14 protein-coding genes are annotated in these 16,965 nt (G+C 61.2%); 1 reads left to right on the forward strand and 13 read right to left on the reverse strand.

The genetic code is table 11. The annotated features are described in order from the left end of the window. Nucleotides 1-494: 494 nt before the first annotated feature. From ACRESJ_RS24670 to gabT, 6 genes are all read right to left on the reverse strand, one after another. Nucleotides 495-1,838: an OprD family porin gene (locus ACRESJ_RS24670; protein ID WP_431760236.1), complete on the reverse strand. Its 1,344-nt coding sequence runs from the start codon at nucleotides 1,836-1,838 to the stop codon at nucleotides 495-497. 63 nt (nucleotides 1,839-1,901) lie between these two features. Next, complete coding sequence (locus ACRESJ_RS24675; protein WP_431760237.1) at nucleotides 1,902-3,107, reverse strand: DUF1624 domain-containing protein; 1,206 nt, start codon at nucleotides 3,105-3,107, stop codon at nucleotides 1,902-1,904. Between the two features lie 27 nt (nucleotides 3,108-3,134). Then, complete coding sequence (locus ACRESJ_RS24680) at nucleotides 3,135-3,905, reverse strand: DUF4198 domain-containing protein (RefSeq protein WP_431760238.1); 771 nt, start codon at nucleotides 3,903-3,905, stop codon at nucleotides 3,135-3,137. 394 nt (nucleotides 3,906-4,299) lie between these two features. Then, nucleotides 4,300-4,788, reverse strand: a complete 489-nt coding sequence (locus tag ACRESJ_RS24685; protein ID WP_027616181.1) for an Lrp/AsnC family transcriptional regulator — start codon at nucleotides 4,786-4,788, stop codon at nucleotides 4,300-4,302. Nucleotides 4,789-4,833: 45 nt separating this feature from the next. Beyond that, entirely contained in the window at nucleotides 4,834-5,490 is a 657-nt protein-coding gene (locus ACRESJ_RS24690) for an HAD family hydrolase (protein ID WP_431760239.1), read from the reverse strand. 95 nt (nucleotides 5,491-5,585) lie between these two features. Further along, complete coding sequence (gene gabT, locus ACRESJ_RS24695; RefSeq protein WP_431760240.1) at nucleotides 5,586-6,878, reverse strand: 4-aminobutyrate--2-oxoglutarate transaminase; 1,293 nt, start codon at nucleotides 6,876-6,878, stop codon at nucleotides 5,586-5,588. A 279-nt stretch (nucleotides 6,879-7,157) separates the two neighbouring features. Between gabT and ACRESJ_RS24700 the strand changes: the two genes are divergently transcribed. Then, entirely contained in the window at nucleotides 7,158-8,084 is a 927-nt protein-coding gene (locus tag ACRESJ_RS24700; protein ID WP_431760241.1) for a 2-hydroxyacid dehydrogenase, read from the forward strand. Nucleotides 8,085-8,212: 128 nt separating this feature from the next. Here the strand turns inward: ACRESJ_RS24700 and ACRESJ_RS24705 are convergent, their stop codons facing one another. The 7 genes from ACRESJ_RS24705 to ACRESJ_RS24735 all read right to left on the reverse strand — a co-directional run bounded on the left by ACRESJ_RS24705 (nucleotide 8,213) and on the right by ACRESJ_RS24735 (nucleotide 16,964). Then, complete coding sequence (locus ACRESJ_RS24705) at nucleotides 8,213-9,292, reverse strand: tartrate dehydrogenase (RefSeq protein WP_431760242.1); 1,080 nt, start codon at nucleotides 9,290-9,292, stop codon at nucleotides 8,213-8,215. A 26-nt stretch (nucleotides 9,293-9,318) separates the two neighbouring features. Continuing rightward, on the reverse strand, nucleotides 9,319-10,776 hold the full coding sequence (locus ACRESJ_RS24710; protein WP_431760243.1) for an NAD-dependent succinate-semialdehyde dehydrogenase: 1,458 nt from the start codon (nucleotides 10,774-10,776) through the stop codon (nucleotides 9,319-9,321). A 360-nt stretch (nucleotides 10,777-11,136) separates the two neighbouring features. Then, a complete protein-coding gene (gene argE / locus ACRESJ_RS24715; protein ID WP_431760244.1) occupies nucleotides 11,137-12,297 on the reverse strand; it encodes an acetylornithine deacetylase in 1,161 nt (386 codons plus the stop codon). Continuing rightward, a complete protein-coding gene (locus tag ACRESJ_RS24720; protein WP_431760245.1) occupies nucleotides 12,294-13,448 on the reverse strand; it encodes an NAD(P)/FAD-dependent oxidoreductase in 1,155 nt (384 codons plus the stop codon). Before ACRESJ_RS24720 ends, argE begins: the two co-directional genes overlap by 4 nt. Next, the gene (locus ACRESJ_RS24725) at nucleotides 13,445-14,836 is read right to left on the reverse strand and encodes an FAD-dependent oxidoreductase (protein ID WP_431760246.1); all 1,392 of its coding nucleotides are present in this window, start codon (nucleotides 14,834-14,836) and stop codon (nucleotides 13,445-13,447) included. The genes ACRESJ_RS24720 and ACRESJ_RS24725 overlap by 4 nt, the downstream gene beginning before the upstream one ends. Further along, nucleotides 14,818-15,126 (reverse strand): (2Fe-2S)-binding protein, encoded by a 309-nt coding sequence (locus ACRESJ_RS24730; RefSeq protein WP_431760247.1) that lies wholly within the window; start codon nucleotides 15,124-15,126, stop codon nucleotides 14,818-14,820. The genes ACRESJ_RS24725 and ACRESJ_RS24730 overlap by 19 nt, the downstream gene beginning before the upstream one ends. Further along, nucleotides 15,123-16,964 (reverse strand): ABC transporter ATP-binding protein, encoded by a 1,842-nt coding sequence (locus ACRESJ_RS24735; protein ID WP_431760248.1) that lies wholly within the window; start codon nucleotides 16,962-16,964, stop codon nucleotides 15,123-15,125. The genes ACRESJ_RS24730 and ACRESJ_RS24735 overlap by 4 nt, the downstream gene beginning before the upstream one ends. Between the last annotated feature and the right edge of the window lies 1 nt (nucleotide 16,965).

Below are 16,965 nucleotides of genomic sequence, written 5' to 3' on the forward strand. Positions count from 1 at the left end.
CATCCGGGGATTGGCGCGCAGCGCCGTTCGACGCAGTCGAACTCATCGCATGTAGGTGCCAGCGAAGCCAACCGGAGGGCGATGCCCCCGGATGGATGCCGGAGCGAAGGAACCCCGAGCCTTAGCGAGGGGCCGTACGTTCGGGGCGAGACCTTTGGTTCCTTTGGGGCGTTTGCCAAAGGGACTCGCCGTAAGGGCGAAACCATAAGCCGCCGTTACCGCAGCAACGGATATGTACACCCCACAGAGCAGGCCGGCTGTCAGGCCGCCATCGCTAGCAGGCTAGCTCCCACAGTAGGATTGGGTACATCCGCCAGAGTCAGGTCGGCTATAAGGTCGCCTTCGCTGCGATGCGGCGACCCGACAAGCCAGCTCCCACAATTGGATTGGGTACACCCGCCAGAGTCAGGTCGGCTTTAAGGCCGCCTTCGCTGCGATGCGGCGACCCGACAAGCCCACAGGGGGAGACAGTCATCTGTCCCCCCGCACTGCTTTCAGAACCTCCCCCCCAACGGATACTCAACCGCCAGACGAATCTGATTGGCATCCAGTTCCGCCTGCGCCGCATTGCCACGATGGACCGCGTGGCGTACGGAAAACGCGAGGTTCTTCGCGACACCCGACTGCACCACATACTTGGCCTGCAGATCCCGCTCCCAGTGTTTACCGCCCTGTCCGTAGCCCAGCCATTTATAACCGCCGTTGGGGTCCATGTGCGTGCCGTCGATGCCGCTGCCCCGTGCATACAGTGCGCCGAAGGTCAGGCCGGGAATGCCGTAGCCAGTCATGTTCAGATCGTAACGGGCTTGCCAGGAGGCTTCCTCCGGTGCGTTGAAGTCAGACAGCGCCACGGCGTTGCTCAGGTAAATCGCACCACGGGTGACATAGTCATAAGGCGTGTCGCCGTCGACTTTCTGATAGCCCACGCCGAAGCTGTGGGAGCCGATCCGATAAGTCGTCAGCAAACTCCAGGTGGTGTTATCGATCCGGCCGGACAAGGCTTTGCCCGTATCCTGAGTGTGATACAGGTTCAGGTCGAAGGTCAGATCCTGGACTTCCACGATCGGCTGGGTGTAGATCGCACCAAGGTACTGCTGACGCCAGGTGTCTTCGTAGAGCGCGCTGAACAAACTGGCGCTGAGCCCTTTGAGCGCCGTGTTGCGCACGCCGACCAGGTCGAAGCTGTTGCCCTGCTTGCCGTTGGAGTAATTGACCACAAACCCCTGATCGTGACTGGTGGCATTGCGGTCGGTGCTTTCATTGAAGTGCCCGCCGTACAACGTGGTAGCGGGCAGCTCGCGACTGGTCAGCAACCAGCCGGTGGCGGTTTCGGGCAGCAAACGGCTGTCGGATGAGCCAAACACCGGGGTTTTTACCCGCTGCTCGCCATAGCGCAATTCAGTCGAGGAAAAGCGCATTTTGGCCACGGCGCCACCGCGACCGATCTCTTTCTTGGGATGGCCGTCATTGTCCACACCGAGCAGCCGCGCCTTGCCGGCCCGCCCGCCTCCGCTGTCCAGTTCATAGCCGGAATAGGCATGGGCGTCGATGCCGAAACCTACGGTGCCGCGGGTATAGCCAGAGGCGACGTCGGCCATCAGGCCGTAGCCCCATTCTTCGGCGAGCTCGCTACGCTCTGCGCGGGGCTTGAAAGCATTGCGCGCCCCATTGCTGCGCGAGCCGTGTTCATAGTCCCGGCGGTCGTAGACGCTGCGGTTGAGCAGGCTCCACTGACTGTCTTCGATAAAGCCTTTTGCGTTGTCTTGCTCTGATGCGCAGGCGAGCAGGGACTGCCCGCCCAATGCCAATAGCAGGGTATGCGTCGATAAGGTTTTCACAGTGCAACTCCACAGAATTGGGGATCTGCAAGGTGTCCCCAGACGGGGACACCTTTGGGCGCCTCAGAGGTATTTGAGGATCGCGATGTCGCGACGGCGCTGTTTCAGTGCGGCGAACCAGCGTGTCGGGAAGAACAGCAACACGCCGAGGATCGCACTCCACAACCACACCATGGGCAGGTCATCGAAGCCGTAGTACGCGCCCTGATTGGCACCCCAGATGGCCACTGCTACCAGGTACATGGCCTTGAGCACATACAGGTGCAGCAAGTAGAAGAACATCGGCGCCCCACCATAAATGGCCAGCGTCGAGGTGGACCAGCGATCCTGCATCTTCTCGAACAACGCCAGCAGCAGGAGACTTAAACCTAGGGTCGGCATCAGGAACATCAGCGACGGCGGGTACTTCTTGGCGCTCATGAAACTCATGAAGGTGCGCAACGAGTCACCGGTCTGCACCCAGGGTTTCTCGCCGTAGACGTTCAGGTAACGGATGAACACGAAGGCCACCAGAAGTCCAACGCCCAGCTTGAGCAGGCGGGACAAGCGCTCGCTCGGTTCCATGTCCTTGCCGAACCACGGCCCGATCGCCCAGCCCAGCACAATCACCCCGATCCACGGCAACACCGGGTACGTGGTGCGAGCGCGGGTGAACTCGGTGATGTCGATAAACACCCGCTGATGCAGGATCGACCAAGGCACAAAGAACGGCGACTCCGGCCCCACGGTCACGTTATCGAGCAGGTTGTGGCCGGCAACAATGGCCACACCGAGCACAATCAGCCAGCTGCGCTTGAAGTGCAGCAACCCGGCCAGCACGATCATGCAGATGCCGATGCACCAGATCACCTGCAACCAGAGGGTCTTGGGCGGAAACTCGGCGTTCCAGGCGAAACACACGAAGGTGATTTCCAGAAACACCAGGAACAACCCGCGCTTGAGCAAAAACACCGAGGTTTCACGGGCCGTGTGTTTCTGGCTATAGAGCCAGGCCGACAGGCCGGTGAGGAAGATAAACGCCGGGGCGCAAATCTCGCTGAGCATCCGGGTGAAATACAGGTCCGGCGTCACGCTTAACGCGTCAATCGGATCGGTGACCTGGCGGTGCAACAGGAAGGTTTCTCGTACATGGTCAATCAGCATCAACAGCATGACGAAGCCACGCAGGGCGTCGATCGCCAGCATCCGCGTGTTGGCTTTTACCTGAGTGGTGGCCAGTGCGGGGGAAATACTTCCCACCTGCCCGGCCAATCCTGAAGATTGGGACATATTGGTAACTCCTGTAGGGACGGAGGATCAGGCTTGTTTTTTCAGCCGGGCGACTTCGGAGGCCGGCAGCTGCGCCGGTGCCCGTGGCAATGACGGTTTGCCTTGCTCTCGATAGAACGACAGCGTGGAGCTGAAGCTCTTCAGGTCAAACGGTTCGGTCTTGCCATCGGGACTGACACGCTCACCAGAGGTGCGATCCTTGTATTCGGCAGCCACCACATAGGTGCCCTGCCAGGGCAGATCGAAGCTGACTTTGCCTGACTTGTCGGTGCGCTGGGTGACAACTTCGCCCGAACCGGTTTCGAGTATAACCTCTTGATCCACCAAGGGTTTTTCCGAATAAAAGACCTGGAACTGGGCCTTGTTGCCCTCGACCTGTCCAGTGGGCACGATGTCCAGGGTCAGTTCCGGGGTGCGCGCGCGCAGATCGCCGACCCAACGGGTGGCGGGCGTCCAGTAGGTCTTCAGTGCCTTGTCCGCCTCGTGGGAATCGAAGATCGGATAATGCGGGTCCTGGGCCAGCAGTGAATCATCGCGCTTGCCCTGATGGGCCACCGCGAAGGCCTGACGCTGCAAGGTCAAACTCAATGGCTGGGATTTGTCGCCGACTGACCAGCCCTTGAGTTGCTTGAACCGGTCCATCCCGCCTGGCGTAACCTCCAACATATTCTTGTCATACTCGCCGTAGTACAAAGATAGAGATTGCCCGGGTGGTTGTTCGTACCAGATTTGGTGCGCTTCGCTGCTGCCGGCCAGCAGGAAGACGCTGTAACCCAATAGTGCTTTTGCGTTGCTCATTCGCATTTTTTTGGCTCCGATTGGTGTTATTAAACGATTCGTTGCTGACGCTTCATCCTCCCGAAATCAGCGACATCACAAACCGCGTCCCTCTCTCCGTACGCATTACAACGCAGAGACTTTGGCCCTTTGCTCCGAAAAGGGTGCATGCGGGGCAATCGGAAACTGTTTTTGTGGGTAGAAACAGATGTTTATGCGGCTTGCGCGAGGATGAGGCGTGTTTGCGGGTTTGAGCGGTGTGATGTCCAAACACGGTGCATTGCGCACAAATCAACTGTGGGAGCTAGCCTGCTAGCGATGACGTCAGCACATCCGGCATCCATGTGTCAGACGTACCGCTATCGCTAGCAGGCTAGCTCCCACAGTAGGGATTTGTGTAGGTGTTGAGGGGATTTCAGTGCCGCAGCAACTTACGCAACGGCACGCCATCCTTGAGCACGGGGGATTTGATGACGATGTAGCTGAAGTACTTGGAGATGCCGATGTTCTTGTCCAACAGGCTTTCAATCACTTCCTGATAATGCTGAATACTGCGGGTCATGAAACGCACCAGATAATCGTAGCCACCACTGATTAGATGGCATTCGAGCACTTCATCCACCAAGCGAATATTGGACTCGAACTTGGCGAAGTCTTCGCGCTTGTGGTCACTCAAGGTGATCTCGGTGAAGACCGTCACCGACTCGGTGATCTTGGCCAGGTTCAGGTGTGCCTTGTAGCTGGAAATGTACCCGGCCGATTCCAGCCGTTTGACCCGTTGCAGGCAGGGGCTGGCCGACAATCCCACGGCATCGGCCAGGCTGACATTGGTCATGCGCCCGTCCTTCTGCAACTCAACCAGGATACTGATGTCGATGCGGTCCAGTTTGACTAAACCTTCCATTGCGAACCTCTTGACTGCCATTTGTAAGACAATCTTCTAGCAAAATCAGCGCCGTAAAGACAGCTGATGTTGAGCCACCAGGTCCGCCATGCTGTTAATGCAGTAGTGCGCGGCACAAGGCGTCGGCTGTGGGACCCGCTCGCGACAGATCAGGCACACATCGACTCCCGCCTGTCGACTGGCTGAAGGCCGGGTCACTTGCAGGATCTGGGCGGGCTCAAGTTCGTTGCTCTTTAACCAATCCGCATCCTGCAACGGGTCGCTGGCCAACGAGACGAAGTCCTCGGCCATGATCCCCAGGCGCTCACAGAGCACTCCGCGATCCTCGGCATCCCGGTCGCCCTTCACCAGCAGCCGATAGAACTTGCGCAGGTACAACATCGCTCCCGGCGCGTCCTCGAACAACGACCAGCCAGCCGCCGAACGGGCGAAACTCATGCCCTCCTCCCAATTGGCTTTCAGTCCCCAGCGCTCGGCCAACTGGCGATGGGCGAAACACAGCAGTCCACTGAAACCCAGCTCGCCAAAGCGTGGATACAGTGCTTGCACCACCTCGCGAAATTCAGCCAGCACCTGTTCCTTGTCCGGGTGTCCGCCCCGGCTGTCGAGCAGCGGTTGCAGCGCCGCCCAGACCCCCGAATCGCGGTCTACCAGGACCTCATCGCAATCGATGAGCAACGCTCGATAATCAGTCAGCCCCATGGTGTACATAGCCTCCGATGATGCATTCGATCAATCCATGCTCCATAAACGCTCACGGGCAATGCCTTGCGGCACCGCCCGGCGTCGGCAGCACGTCAGTTCAAGACCCGTGCCAAGGCCGCTTCCAGAATCTGTAGCGCTTCGTCGACCTGTGCTTGCGTCGCCACCAACGGTGCGAGGAAACGCAGCACGTTGCGGTGCACACCGCACTTGATCACCAGCAAGCCACCCTTGCGCGCTTCATCGATCAGACGCTGGTTCAGATCGGCGTCCGGTGTGCGGGCTTCGTCGTTCTTGATCAGCTCGATGGCGAGCATGAATCCGGTGCCGCGCACATCGCCGATTTGTGGGTAACGACTCTGCAAGTCAAGCAGCCCTTGGCGCAATTGCTCGCCCAAGGCTTCACCGCGCTCCAGTAACTGTTCCTCTTCGTAGGCATCGATGACCGCCAGTGCCGCCGCGCAGGACAACGCGTTGCCGCCGTAGGTGCCGCCCAGGCCCCCGGGCAACGGCGCGTCCATGATCTCGGCCTTGCCGACCACACCGGACAGCGGCAAGCCACCGGCCAGGCTCTTGGCGACGGTCACCAGGTCTGGCTGGATGTCCGCGTGCTGGAAACCAAACCACTTGCCGGTTCGGCCGAACCCGGTCTGGATTTCATCGAGGATCAGAACGATGCCGTGTTTCTCCGTCAGCGCGCGCAGCCCCTGGAGGAACTCTTTCGGTGCCGAGAGGAAACCACCATCGCCCTGAACCGCTTCGATAATGATCGCAGCGACCCGCTCCGGCGCAACCTGAGTGGCGAGCAATTCGTCCAGCGCCTTGAGCGCCATCTCGCTGGTGACGCCGCGATAGGCGTTTGGATACGGCGTATGGAACACCTCCGGCGCGAACGGCCCGAAGTTCTGTTTGTACGGCTGGCTCATGCCAGTGAGGGTGCTGCCCAGCAAAGTCCGTCCGTGGAAACCACCCCGGAAGGCGATCACCGCCGAACGGTTGGTGTGCGCCCGAGCGATTTTCACCGCGTTCTCCACGGCCTCGGCGCCGGAGGTAAAAAACGCGGCTTTATAGGCCTCTTTACCGCCGATCATTTCGCACAGGCGCTGGGCCAGATCCAGGTAAGGCTTATAGGCAACCACCTGGAAGCAGGCGTGGGAGACCTTTTGCAGTTGCGCCTGAACCGCCGCGACCACTTTTGGGTGGTTGTGGCCGATGTTCAACACGCCGATGCCGCCGACAAAATCCAGGTATCGCTGGCCGTCCACATCCCACAATTCGGCACCTTGGGCGCGATCGATCACCAATGGGTGAGCGGTCACCAGGCCCCGCGGCACGAACTGATCGCGCTGACGGAGCAAATGAGGGGTTTGGTCGACTTTGCTGTTCATGGCATTTCCCATCGTGAGTCCGGCAGCCCGGAGGTAATTGGTGATTTCCGATGGTGTCCAGATTAAGGCTTGCGCGGAACGAACTACGCCGAACTTGGCTTCTCAGAAATTCGGATCCACTGTTTTCACCCTGCCAAACGGCAGATTCCTTCAGTGCGCCGAATATGCTGCGGGCCTGCCGATCCGAAGGGATGAAACGCGTTTAAAGCGATGCTTTCAACAGATCCTGCGCTGGCGTTGCGCGATGATAGGAACACTTTCACCCTTCAGGAATTGACCATGGCCCTGCTTTACAAAGCTGACCCTGTGCGCGGCGAACAGTGGAAAGCGCTGTTCGCCGAACACGCCCCGGATATCGAATGGCGCGCCTGGCCGAACATTGGCGACCCCAGGGACATCGAGTACCTGGCCGCGTGGCAGGCACCGGATGACATTGAGGCCGTGCTGCCGAATCTGAAGGTGTTGTTCGCGTTGTCCGCCGGGGTCGATCAACTGGACCTCGGTCGATTGCCCAGGGACTTGCCCGTGGTGCGCCTGCTGGACCCCGGCATCACCGCCGGCATGTGCGAATACGCCAGCTTTGCCGTGCTCAGCCTGCACCGGGACATGTTGCGTTATCGCCAGCAGCAGGTGGCCCGCTGCTGGCAGGCACACATGCTGCAACCGTCGGCCAGGCGTCGGGTCGGCGTGATGGGGCTGGGCACCCAGGCGCAACAGATTCTCGCGACCCTGCAACCGTTCGGGTTCCAGTTGAAAGGCTGGGCCCGCAGCGCTCACCACATCCCGGGCGTGGATTGCTATGCCGGTGCCGAGCAACTGCCGGCGTTTCTCAGTCAATGCGACATCCTGCTGTGCGTGCTGCCGCTGACCGAGCAGACCCAGGGCATTCTGAATCGTCAGTTATTCCGCCAACTGCCCCACGGCGCGGCGCTGATCAACATGGGCCGTGGCGGGCACCTGGTGGAAAGTGATCTGCTGGAGGCGCTGGACAGCGGGCAGCTCAGCGGTGCGGTACTGGACGTTCTACAGGAAGAGCCGGCACCGGCGGATCATCCGTTCTGGGGCCATCCGCAGATTCTGCTGACACCGCATATCGCGGCGATGACCCAGCCTGGAAGTGCGTTTGGCGTTTTGCTGGAGAACATCCAGCGGTTCGAACGGGGTGAGCCCATGGTGGGCCAGATCGATCGCACGCAGGGTTACTGAAGATCCGCACAGCTTTGGTTTTCTGTGGGAGCTGGCTTGCCAGCGATAGCGGTGGATCAGTCAACAAACAGGCTGAATGTTCCGACCTCATCGCTGGCAAGCCAGCTCCCACAGGGTTTTGTGGTGGGCTACAGGAGATGGGCGATGGCTTTGCCGACGTCCTGTGTCGAGCCCTTCCCGCCCAGGTCCGGGGTAATCGGCCCTTCGGCGATCACCCGCTCGATCGCCTGCAGGATCCCGTCGTGCGCCGCGCGATAACGTTCGTCACCATTGCCCAGGAAGTCGAGCATCAGCGCCCCGGACCAGATCATCGCAATCGGGTTGGCGATGTTCTGCCCATAGATGTCCGGCGCCGAACCGTGCACCGGTTCGAACAACGACGGAAACCGCCGCTCGGGATCAAGGTTGGCCGACGGCGCAATGCCGATGGTTCCGGCACACGCGGGTCCCAGGTCGGAAAGGATGTCGCCAAACAGGTTCGACGCCACCACCACATCGAACCGATCCGGTTGCAGCACGAAACGCGCACACAAGATATCGATGTGCTGCTTGTCCCACGAAATCTGCGGGTACTTGGCCGCCATCAATGCCGTGCGCTCATCCCAGTACGGCATGCTGATGGAAATCCCGTTGGACTTGGTCGCCGCCGTCAGCCGCTTGCGTGGCCGGGTCTGGGCCAGGTCGAAGGCGTACTTGAGAATCCGGTCCACACCACGGCGGGTGAACACGGACTCTTGCAGCACGAATTCATTTTCGGTGCCTTCAAACATCTTGCCGCCGACCGACGAATACTCGCCTTCGGTGTTCTCGCGGATCACCACGAAATCGATATCCCCCGGTTCGCGCCCGGCCAACGGGCACGGCACGCCGGGAAACAGCCGCACCGGCCGGATGTTCACATACTGGTCGAAGTCGCGGCGGAACTTGAGCAGCGAGCCCCACAGGGAAATATGGTCGGGCACCTTGTCCGGCCAGCCCACGGCGCCGAAGTAGATGGCGTCGAAACCCTTGAGTTGTTCGAACCAGTCCTCGGGCATCATCTGCCCGTGTTCCAGGTAGTAATCGCAGTGCGCCCAGTCAAGCACTTCGATGCTCAGGTCCAACTGCCATTTCTTCGCCGCCTGCTCCAGCACCCGCAGCCCTTCCGGCAGGACTTCCTTGCCAATGCCATCGCCGGCAATCGCGGCGATCTTGAATACCTTGCTCATCAGTTGTGGCTCCCCGTGTCTGTGAATTACAAGCCGCCGATGTGGAAGGCTTTGACTTCAAGGTATTCGTCCAGGCCGTACTTGCTGCCTTCACGGCCAAGGCCCGATTGCTTGATGCCGCCGAACGGCGCGACTTCCATGGAAATGATCCCGGTGTTGAGGCCCACCATGCCGAACTCCAGCGCCTCGCCGAAACGCCAGGAGCGCCGCAGGTCCTGAGTGAAATAGTAGGCCCCCAAACCGTAAGGCGTGGCGTTGGCCAGCGCGAGGGCTTCGGCTTCGTCGGTGAAGCGCATCAACGGCGCGACCGGGCCGAAGGTTTCTTCGCTGGCCAGCAGCATGCCGGCGTGGGCGTCTCCAAGTACCGTGGGTTGCACGAATTGGCTGTCACCGTCGGGAATACCCCCGCACAGCAACTTCGCACCCTGGCTCAGGGCATCGTCGATATGCCGCGCGACTTTGCTCACGGCGGCCTTGTTGATCAACGGGCCGATGGTCACGTCAGCTTCCAGGCCGTTGCCAACATTGAGCTTGCCGACCTCCTCGACCAGACGCTGGGCGAAGCGCTCATAGATGCCGTCCTGCACCAGGATCCGGTTGGCGCAGACGCAGGTCTGGCCGGCGTTACGGAATTTGCTGAGCATGATCCCGGCAACCGCCTGCTCCAGATCCGCATCGTCGAAGACAATGAACGGCGCGTTACCGCCCAGTTCCAGGCTCAAGCGCTTGATGTGTTCAGCACTCTGGCGCATCAGCAAACGCCCCACGGCGGTGGAGCCGGTAAAGGAAATCTTGCGCACGGTCGGGTTGCCGGTCAGCTCTTCGCCAATACCGGCGGGCTTGCCGCTCAACACGTTGAACACCCCGGCCGGAATGCCCACGCGTTCGGCCAGTACCGCCAATGCGAGGGCCGACAGCGGCGTCAGGTCCGAAGGCTTGACGATGATCGGGCAGCCCGCGGCCAATGCCGGCGCGCACTTGCGGGTGATCATCGCGTTGGGGAAGTTCCACGGAGTAATCGCTGCGCAGACGCCGACCGGTTGCTTGAGGGTCAACAGTCGACGGTCGCCTGTGGGGGCCGGCATGGTTTCGCCGTAGACCCGTCGGGCTTCTTCTGCGAACCATTTGACGAAGCCTGCGCCATAGCGGATTTCGCCTTTGGCTTCGTTCAGCGGCTTGCCTTGTTCACAGGTCATGATCAACGCCAGATCGTCGAGGTTGTCGATCATGGCCTGATACCAACGCTCAAGCAGCGCCGCGCGTTCGGCTGCCGGACGTGCACGCCAGGCGGGCCAGGCTTTGTCCGCCGCCTCAATGGCACGCCGGGTTTCCGCGCCTTGCATCGCTGGTACGCGAGCGAGCAACTGACCGCTGGCCGGGTCGATGACGTCCAGCGTCGCACCGTCATCGGCGCCAATCCACTGCCCGTCTACATAAGCGAGTTCTGCCAAAAGGCTGGGGTCTTTCAAGCGATTCTTGAGCATGGTCGAGTCCTGATCCGAGACAGATTCCAGTCTAGGGAGACGCGGCGGATGAGGATGCTGAAAGCGCTTTGCGGACAGTGTCGGATGCTGAAAATGGCGGTGGAACGGCAGATTTATATTTGTCAGCTAAACACAATTTTCTGTGGGCTTGATCGTTCCCACGCTCTGCGTGGGAATGCAGCCCAGGACGCTCTGCGTCCTATAACCAGAGCCGCTCTGCGTTCCATAACCAGAGCCGCTCTGCGTCCCATAACCAGAGCCGCTCTGCGTTCCATAACCAGAGCCGCTCTGCGTCCCCATCAAGAGCCGAACGCGGAGCATCCGTGGAGGCATTCCCACGCGGAGCGTGGGAACGAGCAATCAACCCAGTTTCAGTGAACCGAGCAATCCACCCAGAAACCGCGCTCCGGCCTCCATCTGGCTGATCTCGATAAACTCATCCGGCTTGTGCGCCTGTTCAATCGAGCCCGGACCACAGACCACCACTGGCACATCCAGACGCTGATTGAATAACCCGCCTTCGGTGCCAAACGACACCTTGGCCGTACCGGTATCCGGCGCCGCGAAATTTTTCAGAAAGCGCACCGCCTCGACGCTCGGGTGAGTGTCCAGGCCTGGGTAGACATTGATCGTTTCGATCTCGATGGCCGCCACGCTGGAGAGCTTTTTAGCCTCGCGCACGATCACCTCGGCGCGCTCCTGCATTTGCGCCAGAATCTGTTCCAGATCATCGGCCGGCAAGTTGCGCACTTCAAAATCCAGGGTGCAGAGGTTCGGCACGATGTTCAGCGCACGGCCGCCGCCGATCTGCCCGACATGCACGGTGCTGTAAGGCACGTCGTAATCGGCATCCTGGGCGCCCTGCTCCTGCAATTGCTGCTGGGTCTGGCGCAGCACCCCGATGAAGTCGCTCGCCACGTGAATGGCATTGACCGACAGCGGCGCCAGCGAAGAATGCGCCTCCAGGCCCCGGCAGTAGGTCCGATACGAGCCCTTGCCCTTGTGCCCGAGAACGAACTGCATGTTGGTCGGCTCACCGATCAGGCACAAGAACGGCCGCACCGGTGCCAGGTGCAGCACGTCCAACAAGCGCCGCACGCCGACACAACCGATTTCTTCGTCATGGGACAACGCCAGTTGCAGCGGTCGACTCAGTGAGTGATCCGCCGCATCGAGCATGGCGTCGATGGCCAGGGCGATAAAACCCTTCATGTCGCAACTGCCACGACCGTAAATTCGGCCGTCCTGCACCGTCGCCTCAAAGGCTGGAAAGGTCCAGGCTTGCCCTGCCGCCGGCACCACGTCGGTGTGCCCGGACAACAGAATCCCCGGCAGCTCTTTCGGGCCGGTGCTGGCGAACAGGTTGGCCTTCTTCCCGGTGGCATCCTTGACGATCAACGACTCGATGCCCTTGGTCAGCAGCAGGTCGCGCACGTAATCGATCAGGGCCATGTTCGACTCCGAAGAGACGGTGTCGAAGGCCATCAAGCGTTTGAGAATATCCAGTACACGCGGCTTCATGAGGCCTTGCTCCGTAGTTCGGCAAAATGGGCGAACCGGCGAATGGAGAACGGCTCAATCAAGGTGCTGGTGCTGCCGGTGCTGATCAGTTCAGCCATCACGTCGCCGACGCCCGGGCCGAGCTGGAAGCCGTGACCGCAGAAGCCGAACGCGTAATAAAGGCCATCGACGGTGCCGCTGGGGCCCATGATCGGCAGGGAGTCCGGCAGGTAACTTTCGATGCCACTCCAGACGCGGATGATGTTCAGGTTGCCGACGCCCGGCAGCAGCCGTTGCATTTGCGTGATCTGGTTGAGAATGCTGCGCGGCTCGACGTAGGCCCGGCGATTAAGCATGTCTGGTTTGCTGCGATAGCCGCCGCCGATGACGATGTTGCCACGGGTGATCTGCCGGAAATAAATCACTTCTTCCGGGATCTTGGTGTACACGCCAATCACTGTCGGCAAGGCGTATGGCACCGGCTCAGTCACCGCCATTTGCGGGCCATGGGTGTCCAGCGGCACCGGTTCGTCGAATTGTTCAGAGAGCTTCTGCCCCCACGCGCCGGCAGTGATCAGCAACTGGGCGGCGTTGAATTGGCGACCATCGGTGGTGCTCACGCTGAACTCACCACCGACCTTCTGAACCTCAGCCACTTCCGTCTGCTCTTCGATGCGTGCACCGAGGCGCCGTGCAGCCCGGGCAAACGCCGGGGCAGCCAATCGCGGGTTGGCGTGACCATCGTGGGGGGCGTAGGAGCCACCCTTCACGTCCGGCCCAAGGAACGGAAAGCGTTTGTGCAACTCGGCGCCGCGATAGATTTCCAGGTCCAGTTGCGCTGCTTCCGGTGCGGCGGCGTAGGCCTCCAATTCCGCAATTTCGTCTTCGCGATAACACACACGCATGTGGCCGCTGGCGATGAACTCCAGGTCATCGTCGATCAGTTCCGGCAAGCGCTTCCACAACGCCCAGGAACGGTTGGCCAACTCCAGTTGCCCCAGGTAGCGGCCCTGGCGCCGGACGTTGCCGAAGTTCACACCGCTGGCGTACTGACCGATCTGGTCACGCTCCAGCAAGGTCACCGAGTGTCCACGTTTACGCAGGAAAAATGCCGACGCCGCGCCCATGATGCCGCCGCCGATAATCAGGACATCGCTTTTTTGCGGTTTCATGAGGGCTCCTCAATGATGGTCATCGGCAAGGGTTTGACCGGGGCCTGACCCCGTTGTCGACCGACCTGTTGCACGCTGACGCCAGCGGCGGCGGCAATCACCTCGGCTCCGGCCTGGGAGCAGTAACGGCCCTGGCAGCGGCCCATGCCGACCCGGCTGAACGCCTTGGCCCGGTTAACCTCGCAGGCACCCTTGTCGCTGACGGTACGGCGCAGTTCACCGGCGCTGATCATCTCGCAGCGGCAAACGATGGCGCTGTCGGGCAAGGCCTTGGCTTGTTCGGCCGGCCAGGGAAACGCCTGGGCCAGGCCAAGGCGAAATTGGTCCATTACCGCCAACGCATTACGTTGTTCGTCACGCAAGCCGGCGTTCACTGGTTGCTGCAGATCTTCCAGCAATGCCATCGCCACCAGGCGACCGGCATGTTCGGCCGCGTCGGCGCCGCGAATCTTCGAGCCGTCACCGGCGGCATACACACCATTGACCGTGGTCCGGCCTTCTTCATCCACCGACAGCCACCATTGCCCCGACGCATCGTCGAAACGCATGCGGCAACCGGCCAGATCCGCCAACTGGGTCTCCGGGCGCAAGTGGTAACCGAGGGCCACGGCATCGCACTCGACATTCAACGTCTCGCCACGGGCGGTCAGTACGCGCACGCCGCTGACCCCGCTGGCCGCATCGCCCAGCACTTGCTGCGGTTTAATGCCCAGGTGCACGGGGATTTTCGCCTGATACAGTTGCGCCAACAGTTTCATCCCGGTGAACAGCACTCCGGGGCGCGCCAGCAATTTTGGCAACGCGCCAATACGCTTGCTCAGCGGCGAAGTGTCGAGCACCGCCGCCACCTTGGCGCCGGCCTTGAGGTACTGGGTGGCAACCAGGTACAGCAACGGCCCGCTGCCCATGAACACCACACTGTGACCAATCGACACCGCCTGGGACTTGAGCGCAATCTGCGCGCCCCCAAGGCTGTAGGTGCCCGCCAACTGCCAGCCTTCAATCGGCATCAAGCGGTCGGTGGCGCCGGTGCACAGGATCAGCGCGTCGTAGTCCACCGTCGAGTGGCGGCCTTGATTGACGCAATGCAACTGCCCTGGCGTCAGGTTCCACACCAGGGTGTTCGGGCGGTAGTCGATACGCTCGCGCAAGCGGTCGAAACTTTCGTGCAGGTTTCGCGCCTTGGCGGCTTCGGTGCCGTACAGGGCGCTGTAGTCCCGGGTAAAACCCTCCGGCTGGCGACGATAGATCTGCCCGCCATCGCGGCGATTTTCATCGATCAGGATCGGCTTGATGCCCGCCGCCAGCAGGGTCTCGGCGCAGCGAATACCGGCTGGGCCGGCGCCGACGATGACAACTTTTCTGGAACTCAGCCGCGCAGTGGCCATATCGCCTCCGGTTGTGTGGTGACGATATCCAGCCCTTCACGGACTTCGTTGGAGCACGCCCGCAGGCGTTCGCCGCTGCGGGTCCAGACCCAGCAATCCTGGCATGCGCCCATCAGGCAGAAACCGGCGCGCCGACTGGAATCAAACTCCGACTGGCGCAAGGCATTGCCTTGGGTCAGCAGCGCCACCATCAGGGTGTCGCCTTGCAGCGCCTCGATGGGCGCGCCGTCGACCTTCAAGCTGACAGTCGGTCGACCCTGCTCCGCCAGCCTCACAAAACGCCCGTTCATGCGTAGGCTCCCTGGGTCATGGTGATCAAATCCTGCTGGGTTTTACGCAACTCGGCGCTGTCGTGGTGACAGAGGATTTCACTGCCGCCGTCGATGATCCGTCGGTTCGGGGCGGTTCGATTGCACAGGCCATCGACGCGTACCGGGCAACGGTTGAGGAAGGTGCAGAGTTCCGACACGTTGGCTTTGGGGCCAATGGGCGGCAGCTCGCCGCTTGTGGCCCCGCAGCTTTCCAGCCAGCCCTGACGCAGTTCCGGCACCGAATGGATCAGAAGATCCGTGTACGGATGGAACGGTGCCTGGGTAAACGATTGCCGGCTGCCCGCCTCGATTTTGCGGCCGCTGTACATCACCACCACGTCGTCGCACAGCGCGCGCACGGTGGAAATGTCATGGCTGATGAACAGGTACGAAACCCCCAGTTGCTGACGCAGGTCGCGCAGCAGTTCGAGAATCGCCGCACCGACTACGGTATCCAACGCAGAGGTCACCTCATCACAGAGGATCAGATCCGGTTTGGCGGCCAGTGCCCGGGCCAGGTTGACCCGTTGTTTTTGCCCGCCGGACAGTTCGTTTGGACGGCGCTCGGCCAGTGTCCGGGGCAAACGCACCAGATCCAGCAGTTCGCCGATACGCTCGCGCAACGCCGCGCCCTTGAGGCCGAAATACATCTTCAGTGGCCGGCTGAGAATGGTGCTGATGCTGTGCATCGGGTTGAGCGCAGTATCGGCATTCTGAAAGACCATCTGGATGCGGCGGAACTGGTCATCCGTACGCTCCGACAGGCTGCCACCCAGTGGCTGGCCATCGAAGGTCAAGCCGCCCAACGCCGGCGTCAGCAAGCCCGCCACCACCCGCGCCAGGGTCGATTTGCCCGAGCCCGACTCACCGATCACGCCAATGGCCTGGCCACGACGCACGGTCAGGTCGATGTCTTCCAGTACGCGGATCGCCGGCATGCCTTGGGCGTTCTTGTTGCCGTAACCGGCGGTCAGGCCCTTGATGGTCAGCAGCGGGACGTCTTCAGCGACGCCACAGGGAGGGCGAATCGTGGTGTCCGGCCGCGCGGCTGCCAGCAGGCTGCGGGTGTATTCGTGAGCCGGACCCTTGAGCAGCGGCGCGGTGGCGCTCTGTTCGAAAATCTGGCCGCCGTTGAGCACGACGATCTGGTCAGCCATTTGCGCGACGACCGCCAGGTCGTGGGAGACGTAGACCGCAGTTGCCCCACGCTCGCGCACCACGCGTTTGAAAGCGCGGAGCACGTCGATCTGGGTGGTCACGTCGAGGGCGGTGGTCGGCTCGTCCAGCACCACCAGCAACGGATCGCTGATCAGTGCCATGGCTGCCATTACCCGTTGCAACTGCCCGCCAGAAACCTGGTGCGGGTAGCGCTGACCGATGTTGTCCGGGTCCGGCAAGGCCAGGTCGCGGAACAGTTCGATGGCCTTGGCTTCGAGCACGGCGCGGGTGCCCAGGCCATGAATCAACGCCCCTTCCACCACCTGGTCGATCAGTTTCTTCGCCGGGTTGAATGCCGCCGCCGCGCTTTGCGCGATGTACGACACCCGATTGCCGCGCAGGCCCTGCAACTCGTGCTCACTCAGGGCGAGCATGTTGTGCTCGCCGACCTGCACCACCCCACCGGACAACCGGCAACCACGACGGGCATAACCGAGCAGCGCCAGGGCGATGGTGGTCTTGCCGGAGCCAGACTCACCGATCAACGCCAGCACTTCACCTTTTTCCAGGGCGAAGCTCACGCCTTTGACGATTTCCGTTTCACCGCGCTCGCCACAGGCGACCACGCGCAGGTCTTCGACTCGAATCAATTCGCTCATT

The sequence above is a fragment of the Pseudomonas sp. genome, from assembly GCF_050739655.1.
Lineage (GTDB): Bacteria > Pseudomonadota > Gammaproteobacteria > Pseudomonadales > Pseudomonadaceae > Aquipseudomonas.

Bases quoted from the DNA above. Each gene is read 5' to 3' on its own strand.
- ACRESJ_RS24675 (WP_431760237.1), bottom strand. From the start codon at position 3,107: ATGTCCCAATCTTCAGGATTGGCCGGGCAGGTGGGAAGTATTTCCCCC.
- ACRESJ_RS24680 (WP_431760238.1), bottom strand. From the start codon at position 3,905: ATGAGCAACGCAAAAGCACTATTGGGTTACAGCGTCTTCCTGCTGGCC.
- ACRESJ_RS24685 (WP_027616181.1), bottom strand. From the start codon at position 4,788: ATGGAAGGTTTAGTCAAACTGGACCGCATCGACATCAGTATCCTGGTT.
- ACRESJ_RS24690 (WP_431760239.1), bottom strand. From the start codon at position 5,490: ATGGGGCTGACTGATTATCGAGCGTTGCTCATCGATTGCGATGAGGTC.
- gabT (WP_431760240.1), bottom strand. From the start codon at position 6,878: ATGAACAGCAAAGTCGACCAAACCCCTCATTTGCTCCGTCAGCGCGAT.
- ACRESJ_RS24700 (WP_431760241.1), top strand. From the start codon at position 7,158: ATGGCCCTGCTTTACAAAGCTGACCCTGTGCGCGGCGAACAGTGGAAA.
- ACRESJ_RS24705 (WP_431760242.1), bottom strand. From the start codon at position 9,292: ATGAGCAAGGTATTCAAGATCGCCGCGATTGCCGGCGATGGCATTGGC.
- ACRESJ_RS24710 (WP_431760243.1), bottom strand. From the start codon at position 10,776: ATGCTCAAGAATCGCTTGAAAGACCCCAGCCTTTTGGCAGAACTCGCT.
- argE (WP_431760244.1), bottom strand. From the start codon at position 12,297: ATGAAGCCGCGTGTACTGGATATTCTCAAACGCTTGATGGCCTTCGAC.
- ACRESJ_RS24720 (WP_431760245.1), bottom strand. From the start codon at position 13,448: ATGAAACCGCAAAAAAGCGATGTCCTGATTATCGGCGGCGGCATCATG.
- ACRESJ_RS24725 (WP_431760246.1), bottom strand. From the start codon at position 14,836: ATGGCCACTGCGCGGCTGAGTTCCAGAAAAGTTGTCATCGTCGGCGCC.
- ACRESJ_RS24730 (WP_431760247.1), bottom strand. From the start codon at position 15,126: ATGAACGGGCGTTTTGTGAGGCTGGCGGAGCAGGGTCGACCGACTGTC.
- ACRESJ_RS24735 (WP_431760248.1), bottom strand. From the start codon at position 16,964: ATGAGCGAATTGATTCGAGTCGAAGACCTGCGCGTGGTCGCCTGTGGC.